At 62.9% G+C, this 19,849-nt stretch carries 18 protein-coding genes; 9 read left to right on the top strand and 9 right to left on the bottom strand.

Translation table 11 applies throughout. The features are described 5' to 3' along the window. Positions 1–6: 6 nt before the first annotated feature. The 6 genes from RL_RS35975 (at position 7) to RL_RS35950 (ending at position 7,549) form a co-directional block, all read left to right on the top strand. On the top strand, positions 7–1,383 hold the full coding sequence (locus RL_RS35975) for an aspartate aminotransferase family protein (protein WP_011649371.1): 1,377 nt from the start codon (positions 7–9) through the stop codon (positions 1,381–1,383). 223 nt (positions 1,384–1,606) lie between these two features. Next, on the top strand, positions 1,607–2,326 hold the full coding sequence (locus RL_RS35970) for an HAD-IA family hydrolase (protein ID WP_011649370.1): 720 nt from the start codon (positions 1,607–1,609) through the stop codon (positions 2,324–2,326). Positions 2,327–2,383: 57 nt separating this feature from the next. After that, positions 2,384–3,994, top strand: coding sequence for an ABC transporter substrate-binding protein (locus RL_RS35965; RefSeq protein WP_011649369.1), 1,611 nt, complete (start codon positions 2,384–2,386; stop codon positions 3,992–3,994). Between the two features lie 89 nt (positions 3,995–4,083). Continuing rightward, complete coding sequence (locus tag RL_RS35960; RefSeq protein ID WP_011649368.1) at positions 4,084–5,034, top strand: ABC transporter permease; 951 nt, start codon at positions 4,084–4,086, stop codon at positions 5,032–5,034. After that, entirely contained in the window at positions 5,031–5,897 is an 867-nt protein-coding gene (locus tag RL_RS35955; RefSeq protein WP_011649367.1) for an ABC transporter permease, read from the top strand. Before RL_RS35960 ends, RL_RS35955 begins: the two co-directional genes overlap by 4 nt. Continuing rightward, a complete protein-coding gene (locus tag RL_RS35950; RefSeq protein WP_011649366.1) occupies positions 5,894–7,549 on the top strand; it encodes an ABC transporter ATP-binding protein in 1,656 nt (551 codons plus the stop codon). The genes RL_RS35955 and RL_RS35950 overlap by 4 nt, the downstream gene beginning before the upstream one ends. Before the next feature lie 305 nt (positions 7,550–7,854). Here RL_RS35950 and RL_RS35945 read toward each other — a convergent pair whose 3' ends face one another. Next, entirely contained in the window at positions 7,855–8,331 is a 477-nt protein-coding gene (locus RL_RS35945) for an Lrp/AsnC family transcriptional regulator (RefSeq protein WP_003549758.1), read from the bottom strand. Positions 8,332–8,564: 233 nt separating this feature from the next. On the opposite strand from RL_RS35945, the gene RL_RS35940 reads away from it, so the two are divergent. Beyond that, positions 8,565–9,890 (top strand): NAD(P)/FAD-dependent oxidoreductase, encoded by a 1,326-nt coding sequence (locus RL_RS35940; RefSeq protein ID WP_011649364.1) that lies wholly within the window; start codon positions 8,565–8,567, stop codon positions 9,888–9,890. A 104-nt stretch (positions 9,891–9,994) separates the two neighbouring features. On the opposite strand, the gene RL_RS35935 is transcribed toward RL_RS35940, so the two are convergent. From RL_RS35935 to RL_RS35920, 4 genes are read right to left on the bottom strand one after another with little or no spacing between them, the layout of a single operon-like run. Next, on the bottom strand, positions 9,995–10,846 hold the full coding sequence (locus tag RL_RS35935; protein WP_011649363.1) for an alpha/beta hydrolase: 852 nt from the start codon (positions 10,844–10,846) through the stop codon (positions 9,995–9,997). An 11-nt stretch (positions 10,847–10,857) separates the two neighbouring features. Continuing rightward, entirely contained in the window at positions 10,858–12,345 is a 1,488-nt protein-coding gene (locus RL_RS35930) for an NAD-dependent succinate-semialdehyde dehydrogenase (protein ID WP_011649362.1), read from the bottom strand. A gap of 14 nt (positions 12,346–12,359) precedes the next feature. Beyond that, positions 12,360–13,589 (bottom strand): iron-containing alcohol dehydrogenase, encoded by a 1,230-nt coding sequence (locus RL_RS35925; RefSeq protein ID WP_011649361.1) that lies wholly within the window; start codon positions 13,587–13,589, stop codon positions 12,360–12,362. Then, positions 13,586–14,620 (bottom strand): Ldh family oxidoreductase, encoded by a 1,035-nt coding sequence (locus RL_RS35920; protein ID WP_011649360.1) that lies wholly within the window; start codon positions 14,618–14,620, stop codon positions 13,586–13,588. Before RL_RS35920 ends, RL_RS35925 begins: the two co-directional genes overlap by 4 nt. Positions 14,621–14,716: 96 nt before the next feature. Here RL_RS35920 and RL_RS35915 point away from each other — a divergent pair, with 96 nt between their 5' ends. Both RL_RS35915 and RL_RS35910 read left to right on the top strand, forming a co-directional pair. Beyond that, entirely contained in the window at positions 14,717–15,415 is a 699-nt protein-coding gene (locus RL_RS35915) for a GntR family transcriptional regulator (protein ID WP_011649359.1), read from the top strand. A gap of 52 nt (positions 15,416–15,467) precedes the next feature. Beyond that, positions 15,468–16,061: a DJ-1/PfpI family protein gene (locus RL_RS35910; protein ID WP_011649358.1), complete on the top strand. Its 594-nt coding sequence runs from the start codon at positions 15,468–15,470 to the stop codon at positions 16,059–16,061. A gap of 72 nt (positions 16,062–16,133) precedes the next feature. On the opposite strand, the gene RL_RS35905 is transcribed toward RL_RS35910, so the two are convergent. From RL_RS35905 to RL_RS35890, 4 genes are read right to left on the bottom strand one after another with little or no spacing between them, the layout of a single operon-like run. Next, positions 16,134–17,324: a M24 family metallopeptidase gene (locus RL_RS35905; protein ID WP_011649357.1), complete on the bottom strand. Its 1,191-nt coding sequence runs from the start codon at positions 17,322–17,324 to the stop codon at positions 16,134–16,136. Between the two features lie 32 nt (positions 17,325–17,356). Further along, a complete protein-coding gene (locus RL_RS35900; protein WP_011649356.1) occupies positions 17,357–17,770 on the bottom strand; it encodes a cupin domain-containing protein in 414 nt (137 codons plus the stop codon). Positions 17,771–17,795: 25 nt separating this feature from the next. Then, on the bottom strand, positions 17,796–18,638 hold the full coding sequence (locus RL_RS35895) for a phosphoenolpyruvate hydrolase family protein (protein WP_011649355.1): 843 nt from the start codon (positions 18,636–18,638) through the stop codon (positions 17,796–17,798). A gap of 11 nt (positions 18,639–18,649) precedes the next feature. Then, positions 18,650–19,846 carry a Tm-1-like ATP-binding domain-containing protein gene (locus RL_RS35890; RefSeq protein ID WP_011649354.1) on the bottom strand — a complete coding sequence of 399 codons (1,197 nt, stop codon included), beginning with the start codon at positions 19,844–19,846 and terminating at the stop codon, positions 18,650–18,652. Positions 19,847–19,849 lie beyond the last annotated feature (3 nt).

The following is a 19,849-nucleotide window of genomic DNA, read 5'->3' as shown; positions in this document are numbered from 1 at the left end:
ATCTCCATGTACAGCAATTCCCTCATCGAACTCGATCGCGCCCACCTCATTCATCCTGTCGCCTCCTATCGAGGCCATGAAAAGCTTGGCGTGCGCGTGCTGGCCTCGGCCAAGGGCGCGACGGTCACCGACGCCTCCGGCAAGCAGCTGATCGACGGCTTCGCCGGCCTCTGGTGCGTCAATGCCGGTTACGGCCACGAAAGCATCGTCGAGGCAGCAGCCCGGCAGATGCGCGAGCTTCCCTATGCGACGGCCTATTTCGGCCTCGGCTCAGAGCCCGCGATCCGGCTTGCCGGCGAACTCGCCGACCGCGCACCGGGCGATCTCAACCATGTCTATTTCACGCTCGGCGGCTCCGATGCGGTGGACAGCACGATCCGCTTCATCCGCTACTACTGGCATGCCCGTGGACGGCCCGAGCGCGATCAGTTCATCTCCGTCGAACAGGGCTATCATGGCTCCTCGACGGTCGGTGCGGGTCTGACAGCGCTGCCTGCCTTCCATGCCGGCTTCGGCGTTCCATTCGATTGGCAGCATAAGATTCCGTCTCACTACGCCTATCGCAACCCGGTGGGCGACAATCCGGAGGCGATCATCAACGCCTCGCTTGCGGCGCTGAAAAGCAAGGTCGAGGCGATCGGGCCGGAACGCGTTGCCGCTTTCTATGTCGAGCCGATCCAGGGCTCGGGCGGCGTTCTGGTTCCGCCGAAAGGCTGGATGAAAGCCATGCGTGAATTCTGCCGCTCGCACGACATCCTTTTTGTCGCGGACGAGGTGATTACCGGCTTTGGCCGCACCGGCCCGCTTTTTGCCTGCACCGAGGATGAGGTCGTGCCCGATTTCATGACGACAGCCAAGGGCCTCACCTCCGGCTATGTCCCCATGGGCGCTGTCTTGATGGCCGATCACGTCTATGAAACGATTGCCGAGGGCGCGGGTGCTGCTGCCGTCGGCCATGGCTATACCTATTCGGCCCATCCCGTCAGCGCCGCGGTCGGCCTGGAAGTCCTGAAGCTCTACGAAAACGGCCTTCTCGAAAACGGCCTCAGGGCCGGTGCGCGGCTGATGCAGGGCCTGGATTCTCTGAGGGATCATCCGCTCGTCGGCGATGTCCGCGGCCGCGGCATGCTCGCCGCCGTCGAGCTCGTGGTCGACAAGGTGAACAAAACGCCGTTGCCGGCATCTGCCGAACCCGCCCGCCGTATCTTCGATCGCGCCTGGGAGAACGGCCTCGTCATCCGCGCCTTCGGCAATGGTGTGCTCGGCTATGCGCCGCCGCTCTGCTGCACCGAAACGGAGATCGACGCGATCGTCGAGCGCACCCGCATGACGCTGGACGAGACGCTGGAGGACCCGGATGTGCGTCGGGCGCTGCAGGCCTGAGAATATCGGGAAACCGTCAGATTCGGTATTTTGTGCCGCCTCATGGCGTCTATTCGGCGAATCCGGCGCAGTGCAGGTGACAAACTGAAGACAACGAAAGGCCTGGATCCCGGCAGATGCGGGCCTTCCCATACAAGAGCGGGACAATGACCCCGCCAGCGGAACAGAATTTTCTTCTTCGAGAAGCCGAGCTCCCATCGGAGCCGAACACTGGGGAATTCACGTGAGCAAGAGCCTTTCGGAATTCAAATACATGACCTTCGACGTCGTCGGCACGCTTATCGACTTCGAGGGCGGCCTCAAGACCTGCTTCGCCGAGATCGCGGCCGAGGTCGGAAGCACAGTCGACGGCGAGCAAGCGCTTAGCCTCTACCGCGCAGCCCGCTACTCCAAGGATGCCGATCTCTTTCCGGACGACCTCGTGCGCGTCTACCTTGCGATCGCGCCGAAGCTCGGCCTGCCCACTGAGCAAAAATATGGCGAACGGCTGCGGGACTCGGCGAAGAGCTGGAAGGGTTTTGCAGACAGCGCCGCGGCGCTGGCAAGTCTTGCGAAGGATTACCGCCTCGTGGCGATGACCAACGCCCGCCGCTGGGCCTTCGATTTCTTCGAGAAGGAACTCGGCAATCCCTTTTATGCCGCCTTCACCGCGGATGATACGGGCACCGAGAAACCCGATCCCGCCTTCTTCGAGAAGGTATTCGACTACGTCGCCTCGGAAGGACATTCGAAGGACGACATCCTGCATGTCGCCCAGAGCCAGTACCACGATATCGGGATTTCCAGGAAACTCGGGCTGACCAATTGCTGGATCGAGCGGCGGCATGCCGAGAAGGGTTACGGCGGCACGATCGAACCGGCCGAGTTCACCAAACCCGATTACCATTTCACCTCCATGGCCGGCCTTGCCGATGCCGTGGCCGCTGCGCGCGCCCGACTTTGAAAGCAGATCGGGCCTGCCCGCAACGGGCAGCCCGCCACACAAGAAAAGGGGAATGAGATGAACGACAAAATCACCAATTGGACCAGCTCCGACGACGCCATGGTCGAAAGCGCCATTCGTCGTGGCGCCACCCGTCGTGAATTGCTGCATATGATGCTTGCGGGCGGCGTGGCCATATCAGCCGGCGGGCTCGTGCTTGGCCGTGCCGGCAAGGCGCTCGCCGCCACGCCCGTTTCCGGCGGCGCGCTCAAAGCGGCCGGCTGGTCGTCCTCCACGGCCGATACGCTCGACCCCGCCAAGGCGTCGCTCTCCACCGACTATGTCCGGTGCTGCTCCTTCTATAACCGCCTTACCTTCCTCGACAAATCAGGCACGCCGCAGATGGAGCTTGCCGACGCAATCGAGTCCAAGGATGCGAAGACCTGGACGGTCAAGTTGAAGACCGGCGTCACCTTCCACGACGGCAAGCCGCTGACCGCCGATGACGTGGTTTTCTCGCTGAAGCGCCATCTCGACCCATCCGTCGGTTCGAAGGTCGCCAAGATCGCCGCCCAGATGACCGGGTTCAAGGCCATCGACAAACAGACCGTCGAGATCACGCTCGCCAGCCCGAATGCCGACCTGCCGACCATTCTGTCGATGCATCATTTCATGATCGTTTCCGACGGCACGACCGATTTCACCAAGGCCAACGGCACCGGCGCTTTCGTCAAGGAAGTATTCGAGCCAGGCGTTCGGTCGGTCGGGATCAAGAACAAGAATTACTGGAAATCCGGCCCGAACGTCGATTCCTTCGAATATTTCGCGATCAGCGACGACAATGCCCGTGTAAACGCACTGCTTGCGGGCGACATCCATCTCGCAGCCACGATCAATCCGCGCTCTATGCGCCTCGTCGAGGCCCAGGGCGACGGCTTCACCTTGTCTAAGACGACGTCCGGCAACTATACCAATCTCAACATGCGACTGGATATGGAGCCCGGCAACAAGCGGGACTTCATCGAGGGCATGAAATATCTCGTCAACCGCGAACAGATCGTCAAATCGGCACTGCGCGGTCTCGGTGAAGTCGGCAACGATCAACCCGTTTCGCCGGCGAACTTCTATCATGACGCAGAGCTGAAAGCGCGAGCCTTCGATCCCGAGAAGGCGAAGTTCCACTTCGAAAAGGCCGGCGTGCTTGGCCAGTCCATTCCGATCATCGCTTCCGATGCGGCGAGCTCTTCTATCGACATGGCCATGATCATCCAGGCGGCCGGCGCCGAAATCGGCATGAAGCTCGATGTGCAGCGCGTGCCATCCGATGGTTATTGGGACAATTACTGGCTCAAGGCGCCGATCCACTTCGGCAATATCAACCCGCGGCCGACACCCGATATCCTCTTCTCCCTGCTCTACACCTCGGACGCTCCGTGGAACGAAAGCCACTACAAGTCGGAGAAGTTCGACAAGATGCTGATCGAGGCGCGCGGCTCTCTCGATCAAGACAAGCGCAAGACGATCTATAACGAGATGCAGGGCATGGTCGCCCAGGAAGCCGGCACTATCATTCCGGCCTATATCTCGAACGTCGATGCCACGACCGCCAAGCTCAAGGGCCTGGAAGCCAACCCGCTCGGCGGCCAGATGGGATACGCTTTCGCGGAATATGTCTGGCTTGAAGCCTGATGCAGCAAAGGAGACTGGGGCTGCAGCCGCGCCCCAGTTCGTCCATCTGCCTTGATGGAACTCAACTCGAACGCAAAGGGAAGACGCCCGTGAACCGCCAGGTCTTATCCCTTGTACTGAGCAGATTGTTCGTCGCCGTGATCACCCTGGTGATCGTCTCCTTCGCCGTCTTCTTCGCGACAACGCTGTTGCCTGGAGATACGGCGACGATCCTGCTCGGCCAAGCCGCCACCCCGGAAGCCGTCGAAGGCCTGCGCAAGGCCATGCATCTCGACGAACCGGCGCTCTTTCGGTTCCTGCGCTGGTTAGTCGGGCTGCTGCAAGGCGACCTCGGCACCTCCTATGCCAACGACATGCCGATCGCCGCTCTCATCGCCGGCCGCTTCGTCAACACGCTGAAACTTGCCGGCGTCACCGCGCTTTTCTCCGTACCGATCGCGCTGACGCTCGGGATCACTGCGGCGATGCTGCGCGGCACCCTTTACGACCGGATTGTCACGGTGATCACCATCGGCGTCATCTCCGTGCCGGAGTTCATGGTCGCGACCTCCGCGGCGCTCATCTTTGCCGTCTATCTGAAATGGCTGCCGGCACTTTCTTTCGCCAATGAGGTCCACAGTTTGACCGATCTGTTGCGGGTCTATGCCATGCCCGTGATCACCCTCACCTTCGTCGTCTCGGCCCAGATGATCCGCATGACGCGGGCGGCTGTCATCGAGACGCTCAACACGCCCTATGTCGAGATGGCATTGCTGAAGGGCGCTTCCCGGCCGCGCATCGTCTTTCGCCATGCACTGCCGAATGCGCTCGGCCCGATCGTCAATGCCGTTGCGCTTTCGCTGTCCTATCTGCTTGGAGGCGTGATCATCGTCGAGACCATTTTCAACTATCCCGGTATCGCCAAGCTGATGCTGGATGCCGTCGCCACCCGCGACCTGCCGCTGATCCAGAGCTGCGCGATGATCTTCTGCCTGGGCTATCTGCTGCTGATCACCATCGCCGACATCATCGCCATCCTTTCCAATCCGAGGCTCCGATGACCATGACCAGTTCTGAAACCACCTCCGGCCGGCTGTCCGGAACCCGGTTTGGCTATCGCTTCAACATCGTCGGCGCGATCGGCTTCACTGTGATCCTCTTATGGGCGCTCGTCGCGATCTTCGCACCATGGGTCATCCCCTACCCCGTCGGCGAGATTATTGATCTCGACTATTTCGGCCCGATGAGCCGGGAACTCTGGCTCGGCTCCGATTATCTCGGCCGCGACATGCTCTCGCGGATTCTGATGGGCGCGCGCTATACGGTCGGCATCTCGCTGGCGGCGGTCACGATCGCCTGTTTCTGCGGCGTGGTGCTCGGCATGATCGCAGCGGTCGCCGGCGGCTGGCTGGACACGATCCTCAGCCGCTTTCTCGATGCGCTTAACTCCATCCCGAGCAAGCTGTTCGGCCTGGTGGTCGTCGCTGCCGTCGGCTCCTCGGTTCCGGTGCTGATCATGACGCTGTCGGTGATCTACATCCCAGGCGCTTACCGCTTCGCCCGGGCGCTCGCCGTCAACATCAACGCGATGGATTTCATCACCGTCGCGCGCATCCGTGGCGAAAGCACCCTCTATCTCATTCGTTCGGAAATCCTGCCCAACATCGTCGGACCGGTGCTTGCCGATCTCGGCATCCGCTTCGTCTTCATCGTTCTGCTGCTTTCCGGACTTTCCTTCCTCGGCCTTGGCGTCCAGCCGCCCTACGCCGATTGGGGTGCGCTCGTGCGCGAGAACATCGGCGGCCTGCCATTCGGTGCGCCGGCGGTGATGTTTCCCTCGCTCGCCATCGCCAGCCTGACGATCAGCGTCAACCTGCTGATCGACAACCTGCCGCAGAAAATCCGCGACCGGAGTGTGTCATGAGCAATTTCATCGAAATCCGTGACCTGAAGGTCGAGGCCACCACCGATTCCGGCCGACGCGTCGAAATCATCAAGGGTGTCAGCCTCGATGTTGCCGAGGGCGAGATCGTCGCGCTGATCGGCGAGAGCGGCTCGGGCAAGACAACCATCGCCCTGACCCTTATGGGCCATACGCGTGCGGGCTGTCGCATCTCCGGCGGCAGCGTTTCGGTCGGCGGCAAGGACATGGTCACGCTCAGCGAGAAGCAGCGCGCCAAGGTGCGCGGCACCGAAGTCGCCTATGTCCCGCAATCGGCAGCTGCCGCCTTCAACCCGGCCACATCGATCATGGACCAGGTGATCGAAGTCACCCGTATTCACCAGCTGATGTCGCCGGACCAGGCGCGCGCCCGAGCCGTCGAGCTCTTCCGGGCGCTGTCCCTGCCGGACCCCGAGACGATCGGCAGCCGGTATCCCCACCAGGTTTCCGGCGGCCAGCTGCAGCGTCTGGCCGCTGCCATGGCGCTGATCGGCGACCCGACCCTCGTCATCTTCGACGAGCCGACGACGGCGCTCGACGTCACGACCCAGATCGAAGTGCTGCGCGCCTTCAAGTCGGTCATGAAGAAGGGCGGCATATCAGGCGTTTATGTCTCCCACGACCTTGCCGTCGTCGCGCAGATCGCGGACCGCATCGTGGTCCTGAAAGGCGGGGAGACCCAGGAAGCCGGCACCACGGACGAGATCCTCAACAATGCGAAGCACCCCTATACCAGGGAGCTGCTCGCAGCCTTCGAGCCGAAACCGCGCGGCGCAGTTGGCTCCGCCGAACCCGCGACGGCTCCACTGCTGAGGATCGAAGATCTGGTCGCGGGCTATGGACAGCGCCAGGCTGACGGCCTGCCGCTCGTTCGCGCGGTCGAGCACGTGAGCCTGAAGGTGGAAAAAGGCCGCAATCTCGGCATCATCGGCGAGTCCGGTTGCGGCAAGTCGACGCTTGCCCGGACCATCGCCGGCATCCTGCCGGCGGCAGTCGGCAAGATCGTCTTCGACGGGACGGAACTGCGCCGCAACGCGCGCGAACGCTCGCGCGATCAATTGCGCGAGATGCAGATCGTCTTCCAATATGCCGATACCGCACTCAACCCGGCAAAATCGGTTGAGGACATCCTCGCCAGGCCTCTGGTCTTTTACCACGGCATGGATCGAAAGGCGCGGAACGCCCGGATTGATCAACTGCTCGACATGGTGCGCCTGCCCCGCAACCTGCGCCATCGCCGGCCGGGCGAACTCTCGGGTGGGCAGAAGCAACGCGTCAACTTCGCGCGGGCGCTCGCCGCCGATCCGAAGCTGATCCTCTGCGACGAGATTACCTCGGCGCTCGACACGGTGGTCGCCGCCGCAGTCATCGACCTGCTCAAGGAGTTGCAGCGCGAACTCGGCCTCTCCTACATCTTCATCAGCCACGACCTCTCGGTGGTGGAGGCGATCTGTGATGAGATCGTCGTGATGTATGGAGGCAGGAAGGTCGAGGAAATCACCTCCTCGACGGTGAAGGCGCCGCAGCACCCCTATTCGCAACTGCTCTTCTCATCGGTGCCGACGCTCGATCCGGCCTGGCTCGACGGGCTCCAGCAGGATCCGGAACTGGTGCGGGCCTATTGCCGGCACTGAGCGTCGATCTCCTGCACGCTTGCCAGACATGGCGCGCACCCGGTCAGGTCGTGTTGAAAAGCCTGGGCACCACGGCACGAGATCTGCAGGTGGCAGCGAACATGGCTTTGGAAAGCAAGCCCGAAATTCTGTCGCAAGTCCTTCCAATCAGTATGAAGCTTATTGTTACAGGGAGAACAACCTGCGACAGAGAATCGGCATCTGCTTAGGACCGGTTGGATCGGGGAAAGACAACGGGGTGAGGTCGGTCTGGAACCCCGAAATCTTGCGTTTGAGCGGGTGCCCGGCTGCGGTCCTCTCGCCGGCTAATGCGGAAACAAGGTGGTTAGCGGCATGTGGGCTTTGATGATCGGCGATTTCAGGACGACGAAGCTGAAATACTTGTCGATGCCGACGTCCATATCGGTGAGGCGCTCCATGATCGTCTGGTATTCGTCGATCCCGGCGGTGACGAATTTCAGCAGATAATCGTAGCCGCCCGAAACCAGATGGCATTCGATCACCTGGTCGACCTTCTCGATCGCCGCCAGGAAGCGGGCGAAGTCGATCTGCCGGTGGTTTTTCAGGGTAATCTCGGTGAACACCGTCAGCGTCTGCCCCAGTTTGCTGACGTTGATCTGGGCCGAATAACCTTCGATATAACCCTCCGACTGCAGCTTCTTCACCCGCATCAAGCAGGGGCTCGGCGAGAGATTGACCAGTTCGGCGAGTTCCACATTGGTGACGCGGCCGTTCTTCTGCAGTTCGTAGAGAATTTTTACGTCGATCCGGTCGAGTTTCATCCCACACGCCCTCACTTGCTCGAGATCGCCAATCACACAGCATATTATGCTGCTACTTTCTGGCATCAACCTTAACACAGGATGCTGGCCTGTCGATCGCGTTACGAGACAGGCCGAAGCACAAACGGCTGCTGGCGTCCTCCCAACACGGAATCTTCTGCTGCCACCAACCGATCTCCGGCAAAGCCGTGGCGTCGGATCCGCTACACTACGGTTAAAACGGAGATTCTCCCATGCCCGCACCGCTCAACCGCGTCGACACCACGCCGGAACTGCCTTCCACTGCTGATGTCGTGGTCATCGGTGGCGGCATCGTCGGCGTCTTCACCGCCTATTATCTCGCCCGGCGCGGATTGAAGGTGGCCCTCATCGAGAAGGGACTGATCGGCGCCGAGCAATCGAGCCGCAACTGGGGCTGGTGCCGCCAGCAGAACCGCGACGCCCGCGAATTGCCGATGTCGACGAAGAGCCTCGATCTGTGGGAGCGCTTCGCCACTGAGACCGGTGAGGACACCGGCTTCCGCCGCTGCGGCCTCTTTTATCTCAGCAATAGCGACCAGGAACTGTCCGGCTGGGCCCGTTGGCGCGATTTCGCCCGCTCGGTCGGCGTCACGACGCATATGCTGAGCAGCGCAGAGGCAACCGAACGCGGGCATGCCACCGGCACATCATGGAAAGGCGGGGTCTTTTCGCCGACCGACGGCACCGCCGATCCGGCGAGCGCTGCGCCGGCCGTCGCCCGTGCGATCCTGAAACTCGGCGGCACGGTGCATCAGTCCTGTGCTGCCCGCGGCCTCGACGTCGAAGGCGGCAGGCTCTCGGGCGTCGTCACCGAGCACGGCACGATCCGCACGAAAATCGCGGTCCTCGCCGGTGGCGCCTGGGCCTCCTGCTTCTGCCGCCAGCTCGGCATTCGATTTCCGCAAGCCTCGATACGCTCCTCGATCCTCTCCGTATCTCCGGGCGCAGGCAGCCTTCCGGATGCGCTGCACACATCCGCCGTTTCGGTGACGCGACGCCGCGATGGCGGCCACACGCTGGCGATCAGCGGCCGCGCCCGAGTCGATCCGACGCCGCAGCAGTTCCGCTTCGCACGGCAGTTCCTGCCGATGTTCGCCCGGCGCTGGCGCAGTCTCGCACCCGGCGGGTTGGAAGGGTTTCGCTCCGGCCACGAATCTCTGGCACGCTGGCGGCTCGACAGACCGACGCCGATGGAGCGCATGCGCGTCCTCGACCCGACGGTCGACGAGGCCACCATTGCCCTCACCCATGCGCGGGCACTCGAGCTTCTGCCCGCCTTGAAGAAGACCGATATCAGCGCGACCTGGGCAGGCTATATCGACAGCACGCCCGACGGCGTACCGGGGATCGGCGAGATCGCCACCTTACCCGGTTTCATCCTCGCTGCCGGCTTCAGCGGCCACGGCTTCGGCATCGGGCCGGGCGCCGGACATCTGATTGCCGATATCGTCACGGGCGATGAGCCGATCGTCGATCCCAGGCCTTACCACCCCGACCGCTTCGGGGGATCCGCCTGGGGCAAAGTCGCCGATTTTTAGGACACGGTCGGCCTTTGCGCGACGTTCGACGACGCGGATCGGCACGACTTGGTACCGGCCATAGGAGCCGATGCATCACACTTCGATTCACGAAAAACCGGCGGTCAAGGGAAGGTGTATCGCTTCGGTTCCTCACCGGCATTATTGGCAATCAAGGCGCGCAATGCTGCCGCCGCAGGCGTGCCAGCGACGGCGAGATCGCGTACCGTGCTCATGTGATTGCCGTCTGTGACCTTCGATGCCCGCACCTCAAGCCCTTGGGCGGCAAGAATGTCCCTGAACGCGTTTGCCTGGATTTTGAACGGATCAGTTTCCAGTTCGCCGGTCATGATAGCGACACGCGTTGCTGGATCGTGCTCGTGATGCATGGGCGTAAACCGTCGCACCTCCTCGTCGCTCAAGGCGATCTCGTCCCGCAGGAAAGACGTCTGCAAGGGTTCGAGATCGTATAGCCCGCCAAGCAGGAAAGCAGCAACTACGCCCGAAGGCGCTGGCGAGCGATGGAAGAGAAAGGTTGCAAGATGTGCACCGGCGGAGTGGCCGCTGACGGAAAACCGCTTTGACGTGGCGCCAAAACGATCGGCATGCGCCAGCAGGAAAGCCTTGGCTTTCAGGACCTGACCAACCAGGACGTCCATTCTCGCCGTGGGCATCAAGGAATAATCGACGATGGCTGCGACCGCGCCAGCGCCGGTGATGGTCTCAGCGACGCAGGAATAGTCCTCCTTGGAAAACATCCGCCAATAGCCGCCATGGATGAACATGTGGATCGGCATGTCCGAGCCGGCACTGTTTGGCAGGAAGATATCGAGCGTCTCGCCAGGCCCAGCCCCATAGGCGATGTTGGCCTCCATGGCGACAGTGCGCCGCGTTGCAAGGCTACGAGCACGGATATCGCCGACGATCGCGTCGAAATCTGCGACATGGTCACGAATGCGGAACGGATCGGCGGCCACAGGTTCCTCCCTCAGAAACTTGTCGCAATGTACTTGGCTTCCATGAACTCCGCGATACCGTGATGCTGCCCTCCTTCACGTCCAAGGCCGCTCTGTTTCACACCGCCAAAGGGAGCGGCGGGATCGGAGACCAGTCCACGATTAAGCGCGATCATGCCGGCCTCGACCTTGGAGGCGACGCGCATGCCGCGGCCAATGTCGCGGGTATAGATGTAGGCGGCGAGGCCATATTCCGTATCGTTGGCGGCAGCGATGACCTCGGCCTCGCTCTCGAAACGGTAGAGCGGCGCGACGGGACCGAAAATCTCCTCGCAACCCATGTCGGAGGCCGGGGAAACATCGACAAGCACCGTCGGCGGATAAAAAAAGCCGCGGTCTGCCAATGTTCGTCCGCCGCAGAGGGCGCGCGCGCCGCGCGAAATGGCGTCGGTAACAAGGCGCTCGATCTTCTCCACCGCCTTGCGCGTGATCATCGGCCCGCATTCCGTATCCGTATCCGCACCCGGGCCTACGTTGAGGGCAGCCATGCGTCGGGTAAATTTTTCGGCGAAAGCATCGTGGATACCGGACTGGACATAAATGCGGTTTGCAGCCGTGCAGGCCTCACCCGCATTGCGCATTTTCGCGACCATCAAACCCTCGATCGCCGCGTCAATGTCCGCATCGTCAAAAACGATGAACGGCGCGTTTCCGCCGAGTTCCATGGAACAGGAGATGACATTTTTCGCCGCTTCCGCCAGAAGCGTGCGGCCGACGCCCGTCGAGCCTGTGAAGGAAAGTTTTCGCACGCGCGGGTCGGCCAGCATCGCGGCGATGACGGGGCCTGGCGTCGATGTTGTCATCACGTTCACGACGCCCGGCGGCACGCCAGCCTCCTCGTAGAGAGCCGCAAGTGCATAGGCCGTCAGCGGCGTCTCGCTCGCCGGCTTCAGGATGACGGTGCAGCCTGCGGCAAGGGCAGGAGCGATCTTGCGGGTCGCCATCGCGGCCGGGAAATTCCACGGTGTGATGAGAACGCAGATGCCGATAGGCTGGTAATCGACGACGATGCGGTTTCCGCCGGCCGGGGCAAGGCCGAACTCACCAGAGATGCGCACCGCCTCCTCGGCGTTCCACCGAAAGAACTCCGCCGCATAGGCCACCTCGCCGCGCGCGTCGCGCAACGCCTTCCCATTCTCGAGCGAAATGAGCCTGGCAATCGTTTCGGAGCGCTCCACCATAAGTTCGAAGCAGCGGCGCAGGATCTCGGAACGCTTTCTCGGCGGAGTCTCGCGCCAGCTTTCCGCGGCGCGTGCGGCAGCCTCCACGGCCGCTGCCGCATCCGCAAGGGTCGCATCCGGCACGGCGGTTATGACCGCCTCGGTCGAGGGGTCGATCACCTCGATCCGAGCCTCGCCCGCCGCAGGCCGCCAGGCGCCGCCAATATAGAGGCCGCGGGAGAACGCGCTGAGCTCGAAGGAATCGTGGTCTGGATGCGGAGAATGCTGGTTGAGGTTCATGATGGTTTCCCAGGTCAGAGGGCGGAAGCGGCCAGGTCGCCGTCATAGGCGGCACGTACCAAGCCGCGCATGGCGGCCGCATCGAAGGAGCGGGGATTGTTCTTGATCAGCCGGCCGATGCCGAGCGCCTGCTCCGCGGCCCAGTCGATCCTGTCTTCCGGCAGGCCGAGCCCGGCAAGTGTCGGCGCGATGCCGATCGCGGCGAAGAGGCGGCTCACCTCGCCGATCGCGGCATCGGCAACCGTTGCGTCGTCTTCCACTCCGGTCGGATCGAGGCCGAGCGCCCTACCGACAATGGCGATGTCCGCGCTCGCGATGCGGCGATTATATGTCATCACATAGGGCAGCATGGTCGCAACCCCGAGGCCGTGCGGCGTATGGGTCAAGGCACCGACCGGATATTGCACGGCATGGGCCGCAGCGGTGCCCGCCGTTCCGAAGGCGCAGCCGGCTGCGAGCGCGCCCATCATCACATCGGCGCGCGCATCGATGTCGGAGCCGTCGACGAAGGCCTTTTCCAAGCTCCGGCTGAGGAGCCGGATGGCATGCAGCGCGAACTGGTCGGAGAGATCGCTCTTGCCGACGAAGACATGCTGCTGCGCGAGTTCAGGATCGCCGGGGCGGCGCATGGCCGTGAAGGCTTCGATGGCATGCGTCAACGCATCCGCACCGGCAATCGCCGTAAGCCCAGGCGGGCAGGACAAGGTCAGTTCCGGGTCGCAGATCGCCGCTGCGGCGATGAGATATGGGCTGGAAATGCCAACCTTCAGGATACGGTCAGGATCGGAAACAACCGCGACCGGCGTCACCTCGGAGCCCGTGCCTGCCGTCGTCGGCACGGCGATGACCGGCAGAACGGGCGCCGGCACCTTGAACTCACCGTAATAATCGGCGAGCGCGCCGCCGTGAGCGAGCAGGAGCGAAGCGCATTTCGCCATGTCGAGACAGCTGCCGCCGCCGATGCCGATCACCATATCGGGCTCAAAACCGCGTGCGGCCTCAACGCAAACCGCGACCGTATCTTGCGGCACGTCCGGCAGCGTCTGGTCATGCACCAGCACGACAATGCCGGCTGCTTCGAGCGCGGCGATCATCTCCGCGAAGACCGGTGTTGCGGCAAAACGCGCATCCGTGCAGACGAGTGCGCGCCGGCCGGTTCTGCTGGCGACGCTCGCGAGCGCATGGCGCTGGCCGACGCCAAACAGGATTTCCTGCGGCAGCCTCAGGGCGGCAAAGAGGCTCATGATCCTTGTCCCTCGAAGGCCAGAATGCGAGGGCGCGAAAGCGCGTTGAGGTCTTCCCAGAGGCGCTGGTCGATCTCGAACCCGTTGCGGCTCGCCGCCGCCCGCCGCCGGCGGGCACGATCGCCCGGGACGAGAACCGGTTCGCCAGCGCCGGCGGGTGGTGAACCGCGCACGGCATCGAGATAGGTCGACAGTCGCGCCGGCAGTCCCGGCGCCAGACTGGGCTCGATCAAGATGAAGACGTCGCCCTTGTTGCATGGCGACTGGCTGTCGAGCGTGCCGCGCACATCCGGCGCGAGCGCCGAGCCGGCAAGAGCTGCCACCAGCAGCTCCATGGCTATGCCGAGCCCGTAGCCCTTCGCGTCGCCGAAGGGCGCAATCGCGCCGGCCTTCGCACGCCCCGGATCGGTCGTCGGGTTGCCGGCCGCATCGCGCGCCCATCCCTCGGGAATGGGTCTGCCGGTCGCCGCGTGATGATGGATCCTGCCCATCGGCACGAGGCTGGTGGCCAGGTCGAGCACGAGCGGTTCCTCGGCCGTGGGCACGGCGATGGCGATGGGATTGGTGCCGAGCATGGCCCGGGTACCGCCGAAGGGATGGACCAGCGCCTCGCTCGACGAGAGCGCGATGCCGACGAAACCCATTGCGGCGATGGCCTCCACATACTGCGCAAGCATGCCGAGATGGTTGGCATTGCGCACGGCGACAAGGCCGATGCCAAGATCCGGAATGTGAGGCGCTAGCCGCTCGATCGCGGCCATGGCGACGACGGGGCCAAATCCCGACGAACCCTCCACCTCCAGCACCGCATCCGCGCGCCAGCGCTGGGTGCCCTTCGTCTGCGGGTCAATGACCCCGCGCTCGATCCGTTCGACCAGCCGCGGAAGCCGGTACAGGCCATGCGAGGGGTGCCCCTTCATCTCCGCCGTTACCAGGACGCGAGCCTGCAGGGCCGCATGGTCACGCGGTGCGCCATGCTCTTCCAGCAGGCGGGTGGCAAGCGCAAGCGCTGCCGTTTCGGATACGCGCATGATTTTTCCTCCCTATATTAAATCGTATAGGATATAGGATTGTCTTGGCCGCAGCATCGTGCTAGCGATTGAACCTGTCAAGAGGCAAGGCAGCAGATGATTTCGACGAGACCGAAGGAACCCTCAACGGGCACAACCCAGATACCGCGCGCCAACAGCCTGGCGGGCGACGTCTACGAGGCAATTTTCAACCAGCTCATGTCGTTGAAGATTGCACCGGGGACGCGCATCACGGTCGACAACCTGGTCAAGGAGTTCAACGTCTCCCATACGCCGATCCGCGAAGCCCTCGGCCGGCTTGAAGGCGAAGGCCTCGTCGTCAAGCAGCATCTCGTTGGCTATCGTGCCGCGCCGCAGATCACGCGCCACCGCTTCGACGAGCTCTATGAACTGCGCCTGCTGCTGGAACCCGCCGGCGCTGCGAAGGCAGCCGAGGCGATGAATGACGAAAAGCTGGCCATTCTCACCGAGGCCGCGGGCGTGATGACACGCAGCGACAACAGGGACGAACGAGCGAACTATTCGGCCTTCGCTCGCCAGGACGCCATCTTTCACGACCGAATCATGGAATTTGCCGGCAACGAGTTGATCCGCGAGATGCTGACATTCCAGCACACGCATTTCCATATCTTCCGCCTGATGTTCCATCGCCGCGTCACCGAGGAGGCGCTCGCCGAGCATCAGACGCTGCTCGATGCCTTTGCGGCGCGCGACCCGGGCGCGGCTGCGAACGCAATGCGCATTCATATCGAACATTCGCGCGACCGGCTGTTGCCGGCATTCGACGAAATCTGAGCAACCGCGCCGGGCAAGGACCTGCCCGACCTGACAACGAGGAGGAGAACCCATGCCAGGCAAGAAAATCCTGATGCTCACCGGCGATTTCACCGAGGAGTACGAAATCTTCGTCTATCAGCAGGCGATGGAGGCGGTCGGCCACACTGTGCACGTCGTGTGCCCGGACAAGAAGGCCGGCGACATCCTCAGGACGTCGCTGCACGATTTCGAGGGAGACCAGACCTACACCGAAAAACTCGGGCACAACGTCACCATCAACAAGACGTTTTCCGAGGCCGAGAACCAGCTCGACCAGTATCATGCCGTCTACTGCGCGGGCGGGCGTGGACCGGAATATATCCGCACCGACAAGCGGGTGCAGGCAATGGTGCGTCATTTCCACGAGAAGAAGAAGCCGATTTTCACCATCTGCCACGGGGTCCAGATCCTGATCGCGGTCGACGGTGTCGTTCGCGGCAAGAAGGTGGGTGCGCTTGGGGCCTGCGAACCGGAGGTCACCCTGGCGGGCGGGACCTATATCGACCTCTCGCCAACCGAAGCCTATGTCGATGGCACGATGGTTTCAGCCAAGGGCTGGACGGCGCTCGCCGCCTTTATCCGCGAATGCCTGAAGGTGCTGGGAACGGAGATCCACCACACCTGAGACGACGGCACCAAGGAACAAGAGGCCCGGCAGGTTACATCCGCCGGGCCTTGTTTGCGGTTGGGCCTGCAATTACGCTCCGCCGCGGTTCCAGCCGCGGCCACGGTCGCCGAACATTTCATAGCCGCCATCGGTGATGGCAAGCGTATCCTCCAGCTTGATGAATCCGCGCTTTGGGTGAAGCATCGTCGTCTCGACCGAGATCACACTCCCGGCTTCCAGCGGCTTGTCGGCATCGATGCCATCATAGGTGACGGGGTGGTTCGTCATGAGGAAAGGCGCTTCGTGGGGGATGAGGCCCATACCATGGCAGAAAAAGTCGGTGAAGGCCGCCGACGGCGAGGCCTTGAGCTCGGCCTCCGCTGCCACGATCATCTCCCTGCCCGCAGCCCCAGCCCTGACCTTGGCGAAGGCCGCTTGCTGGATGCATTCGACTTCGGCCAGAAGGTCTTCCAGCTCCGTATCCGGCTCGCCGAGCACACCCATGCGGCAGAGGTCACCGATATAGCCGTGATAGTTGCCGCCGGAATCGATCGACAGAATCTCGCCCTCGACCCAGGCTTGCGGCGAGCCCGCGCGGTTGTGGCTGGAGCCAAGGGTCAGCAGGCAATATTCGAAGTGCAGGCCGCGGTTCGTTTCCTCCCGGCGCAGCTGCTCGATGATCTCCAACTTCGTCGAGCCGGCGCGGGCCGCCGCGATCGTCGCCAGCATAGAGTCGGTAATCAATTCGGAGGCGCGTCTCAGCTTTGCCAGTTCATCCGGCGTCTTGACGGCCCTTAACCGCTCCAACACATGCGTGGCATCGACAAATCGAGCGCCATCCAGCCGAGAGGCAAGCAGGTCGCGGGCGTCGGATGGCAGGAAGGCTGGCTCGATACCGATGCGCCCACCGGTCTTGCCGATTTTCTTCAGGTGCTCGACGGCGAGCCCGGCGGCATCCTGCGTGCCCCAGGTCGCCGTATGCACGGCGGGCGTCCAGAATGGATTGTTCTGGTGCTCTGCGCCCTCCATGCGGTTGCCCACATAGGCGGAGTGATCGGGCGCGCCTTTTTCATAAATCACCATCGGCAGGTACCGGCTATGCCCGATCGCATCCATGGCGGCGAAGAAGATGAACTTATAACCGCCCATGAGATATTGCGTATTGTGTTTGGAGGTGGCGACGACGACGTCGATACCGGCTTCCTCCATGAGACGGTCGAGCTTGGCCGTATCGAACGGCGTCACGGCGGCCTGCCTTGTTTGCCCTGCATTGTCGTTCATTGTCTTTCCTCCCAGAAAATGGATGCGTCGCCTCAGAAGCCTGGCGGCAGCAGGCGGAAGTCCGGCAAATCGCGAAGCGCAAGCTCCGGCCCCGCCGGTGAGTAGACCACGAAGAGGAGCATCTGCCCGTCGCCGGTGTTCTTCGTCGAATGAAAGCGGCTTTCCGGAACATATATCGTGCAGCCGCTGGCGACCTTCCGCGTGATCGGATTACCCGTCTCGTCCTCGACCATCTGCTCGCCCTCGCCGGAAATCACAAAAATGATTTCCTCCGCGCCAGGATGATTGTGGCGGGAATGGCCCTCGCCGCTCGGCAGTTCGACGACACCGCCGGAAAACCGGCTGGCGCCGTTGACCTCGGGCGCCACAGTCAGCGACAGCTTGCCCCAGTCGAAGCCGAAGGCGCTCACATCCTTCGGATAGATGAAGTACTTGTCCTTTACCATGAAACCGCCTCCTCCACATCCTTCCTCAGACGACCGCGCCGATCGCGAGCGCCTTGAAATCTTCCGTCTGCTTGCGGATTGCCGCCTCTGCCGGCAGGCGCTCCATCGAGCTTGCGCCATAAAAGCCGTGGCAGCCAGGGCAACGCTCGAGAACGTAGCGCGCATCCTCCGGCATGGAGATCGGGCCGCCATGGCAGAGCACGATGACATCGTCGCGCACGGAACGTGCCGCCTTGGTGATCGCGGTGATCTCATCGACGCAGTCATCGAGGGACTTGCCGGAGGTGGCCCCGATCGTGCCGCCGGTCGTCACGCCCATATGCGCCACGATGATGTCGGCGCCGGCGACGGTCATGGCGACAGCCTCGCTCTCGTTGAAGACATAGGGTGTCGTCAGCAGGTCGAGCCCGTGGGCGGTGGCGATCATCTCGACCTCCAGATTGTAGCTCATGCCGGTCTCCTCGAAACTCTGCCGCATCCGGCCATCGAAGAGGCCGATTGTGGGGAAGTTCTGTACGCCGGAAAAGCCCATTGCCTTGAGGTCGGCGAGGAAGCGCGGCATCAGCACGAAGGGGTCCGTGCCGTTGACGCCGGCGAGAACCGGCGTCTTTTTCACGACCGGCAACACTTCAAGCGCCATGTCCTTGACGATCTCGTTGGCATTGCCATAGGCCAGCAGTCCGGCCGCCGAACCGCGCCCCGCCATGCGGTAGCGCCCGGAATTGTAGATAATGATGAGGTCGATGCCGCCAGCCTCCTCGGCCTTGGCGGAGATGCCGGTGCCGGCGCCGCCGCCGACGATCGGCACGCCGGCTGCGATCATGCCGTGAAATTTTTCGAGGATGGTCTTGCGCGGTATGGCTGGCATCGATTTGTCTCTCAGGGGTTGGCGATCTCACGATAGGCCGCGACGGCGGCCTCGGCGAAGTGCGGGTCGTTGATATGGAGCGGCAGGCGAATAATACGTCGCGATGCCGTCGGCTTCACCGTCGCCTCGAGCGCGGCAAAAAGCGCGGCGTCGGCTTGCGGATCGAAGAACGGACCGCCTTCGATGTCGAGGGCCGAAACGCCCTTTTCGGGAATGAGGAAGCGTAGGGGGCCGTGGCAGAGATTGAGCTTGTCGCCGATCCAGCGGCCAATCTGCGCACATTCGGCCGGCGTCGTGCGCATCAAGGTGACGTTCGGGTTGTGGCGGTAAAAAAGCCGGCCGGCATAACGCTCCGGGACGGTCTCCGGCGCCCAGAAGTTCACCATGTCCAGCGCACCGACCGAGCCGACATAGGGCAAGCCCGTGCGAGCAATGGCGCCAAAACGGTCCGAGGTGGCAGGCAGGACGCCGCCAAAAAGCAGGTCGCAGACCTCGGTCGTCGTGATGTCGAGCACGCCTGAGACCAGTTCGCTGTCGGCAAGCTTCTCCATCGCCCGCCCACCCGTGCCTGTGGCGTGGAAGACCAGGCAATCATAGTCCGCTCGGAGGCGCTCGACCATGGCGGATACGGCAGGTGTGGTAACGCCGAACATGGTAAGCCCGAGGGCCGGTTTCGATGCCGTCACCTCAGCCGGCCGGCTGGCCATGGCGGTGATCGCCTGGGCGGCGTTGTGAAGGATGACGCGGCTCAGCCGGTTCAGGCCCGCCATGTCCGTGACCGAGGGCATCATCACGATGTCGGAAACATCGACATAGGGAGCGACGTCGCCGGATGCGAGCGTCGAGACCATGATCTTTGGCAGACCGAGCGGCAATTGGCGCATGCCTGCGGTGATGATCGAAGTGCCCCCGCCCCCACCGATACCGATGACGCCGGCGATGTCCCGGCGCTCCACGAGGAAGCGCGCGAAGGCAACGCCCATCGCCTCGACCGCCGTTCCGCGGTCCCCGCTGGCAAGAACGGCTTCCGCCCCGTCCGGATGGCACGCCGCCACTGCGTCGGCCTTCACATCGACGGCGGTCGCAGGCTCGCCTATGCCGACGTCGACGCGGACAACACCCCCGCCCGCCGCTTCGATGCAAGCGGCCAGATACGCAAGCTCCTCGCCCTTCGTGTCGGCCGTGCCGACCACGTAGATCTGCTTCATTTC

The sequence above is a fragment of the Rhizobium johnstonii 3841 genome (genome assembly GCF_000009265.1).
Lineage (GTDB): Bacteria > Pseudomonadota > Alphaproteobacteria > Rhizobiales > Rhizobiaceae > Rhizobium > Rhizobium acaciae.
Note: the sequence above shows the minus strand (reverse complement) of the source record. Positions and strands in the feature narration are given on the sequence as shown.

Excerpts from the sequence above, each read along its gene's own strand:
- RL_RS35920 (WP_011649360.1), bottom strand. The coding sequence starts at position 14,620 with ATGCGCGTATCCGAAACGGCAGCGCTTGCGCTTGCCACCCGCCTGCTG.
- RL_RS35940 (WP_011649364.1), top strand. The coding sequence starts at position 8,565 with ATGCCCGCACCGCTCAACCGCGTCGACACCACGCCGGAACTGCCTTCC.
- RL_RS35905 (WP_011649357.1), bottom strand. The coding sequence starts at position 17,324 with ATGAACGACAATGCAGGGCAAACAAGGCAGGCCGCCGTGACGCCGTTC.
- RL_RS35955 (WP_011649367.1), top strand. The coding sequence starts at position 5,031 with ATGACCATGACCAGTTCTGAAACCACCTCCGGCCGGCTGTCCGGAACC.
- RL_RS35965 (WP_011649369.1), top strand. The coding sequence starts at position 2,384 with ATGAACGACAAAATCACCAATTGGACCAGCTCCGACGACGCCATGGTC.
- RL_RS35890 (WP_011649354.1), bottom strand. The coding sequence starts at position 19,846 with ATGAAGCAGATCTACGTGGTCGGCACGGCCGACACGAAGGGCGAGGAG.
- RL_RS35950 (WP_011649366.1), top strand. The coding sequence starts at position 5,894 with ATGAGCAATTTCATCGAAATCCGTGACCTGAAGGTCGAGGCCACCACC.
- RL_RS35910 (WP_011649358.1), top strand. The coding sequence starts at position 15,468 with ATGCCAGGCAAGAAAATCCTGATGCTCACCGGCGATTTCACCGAGGAG.
- RL_RS35915 (WP_011649359.1), top strand. The coding sequence starts at position 14,717 with ATGATTTCGACGAGACCGAAGGAACCCTCAACGGGCACAACCCAGATA.
- RL_RS35900 (WP_011649356.1), bottom strand. The coding sequence starts at position 17,770 with ATGGTAAAGGACAAGTACTTCATCTATCCGAAGGATGTGAGCGCCTTC.
- RL_RS35895 (WP_011649355.1), bottom strand. The coding sequence starts at position 18,638 with ATGCCAGCCATACCGCGCAAGACCATCCTCGAAAAATTTCACGGCATG.
- RL_RS35930 (WP_011649362.1), bottom strand. The coding sequence starts at position 12,345 with ATGAACCTCAACCAGCATTCTCCGCATCCAGACCACGATTCCTTCGAG.
- RL_RS35975 (WP_011649371.1), top strand. The coding sequence starts at position 7 with ATGTACAGCAATTCCCTCATCGAACTCGATCGCGCCCACCTCATTCAT.
- RL_RS35945 (WP_003549758.1), bottom strand. The coding sequence starts at position 8,331 with ATGAAACTCGACCGGATCGACGTAAAAATTCTCTACGAACTGCAGAAG.
- RL_RS35925 (WP_011649361.1), bottom strand. The coding sequence starts at position 13,589 with ATGAGCCTCTTTGCCGCCCTGAGGCTGCCGCAGGAAATCCTGTTTGGC.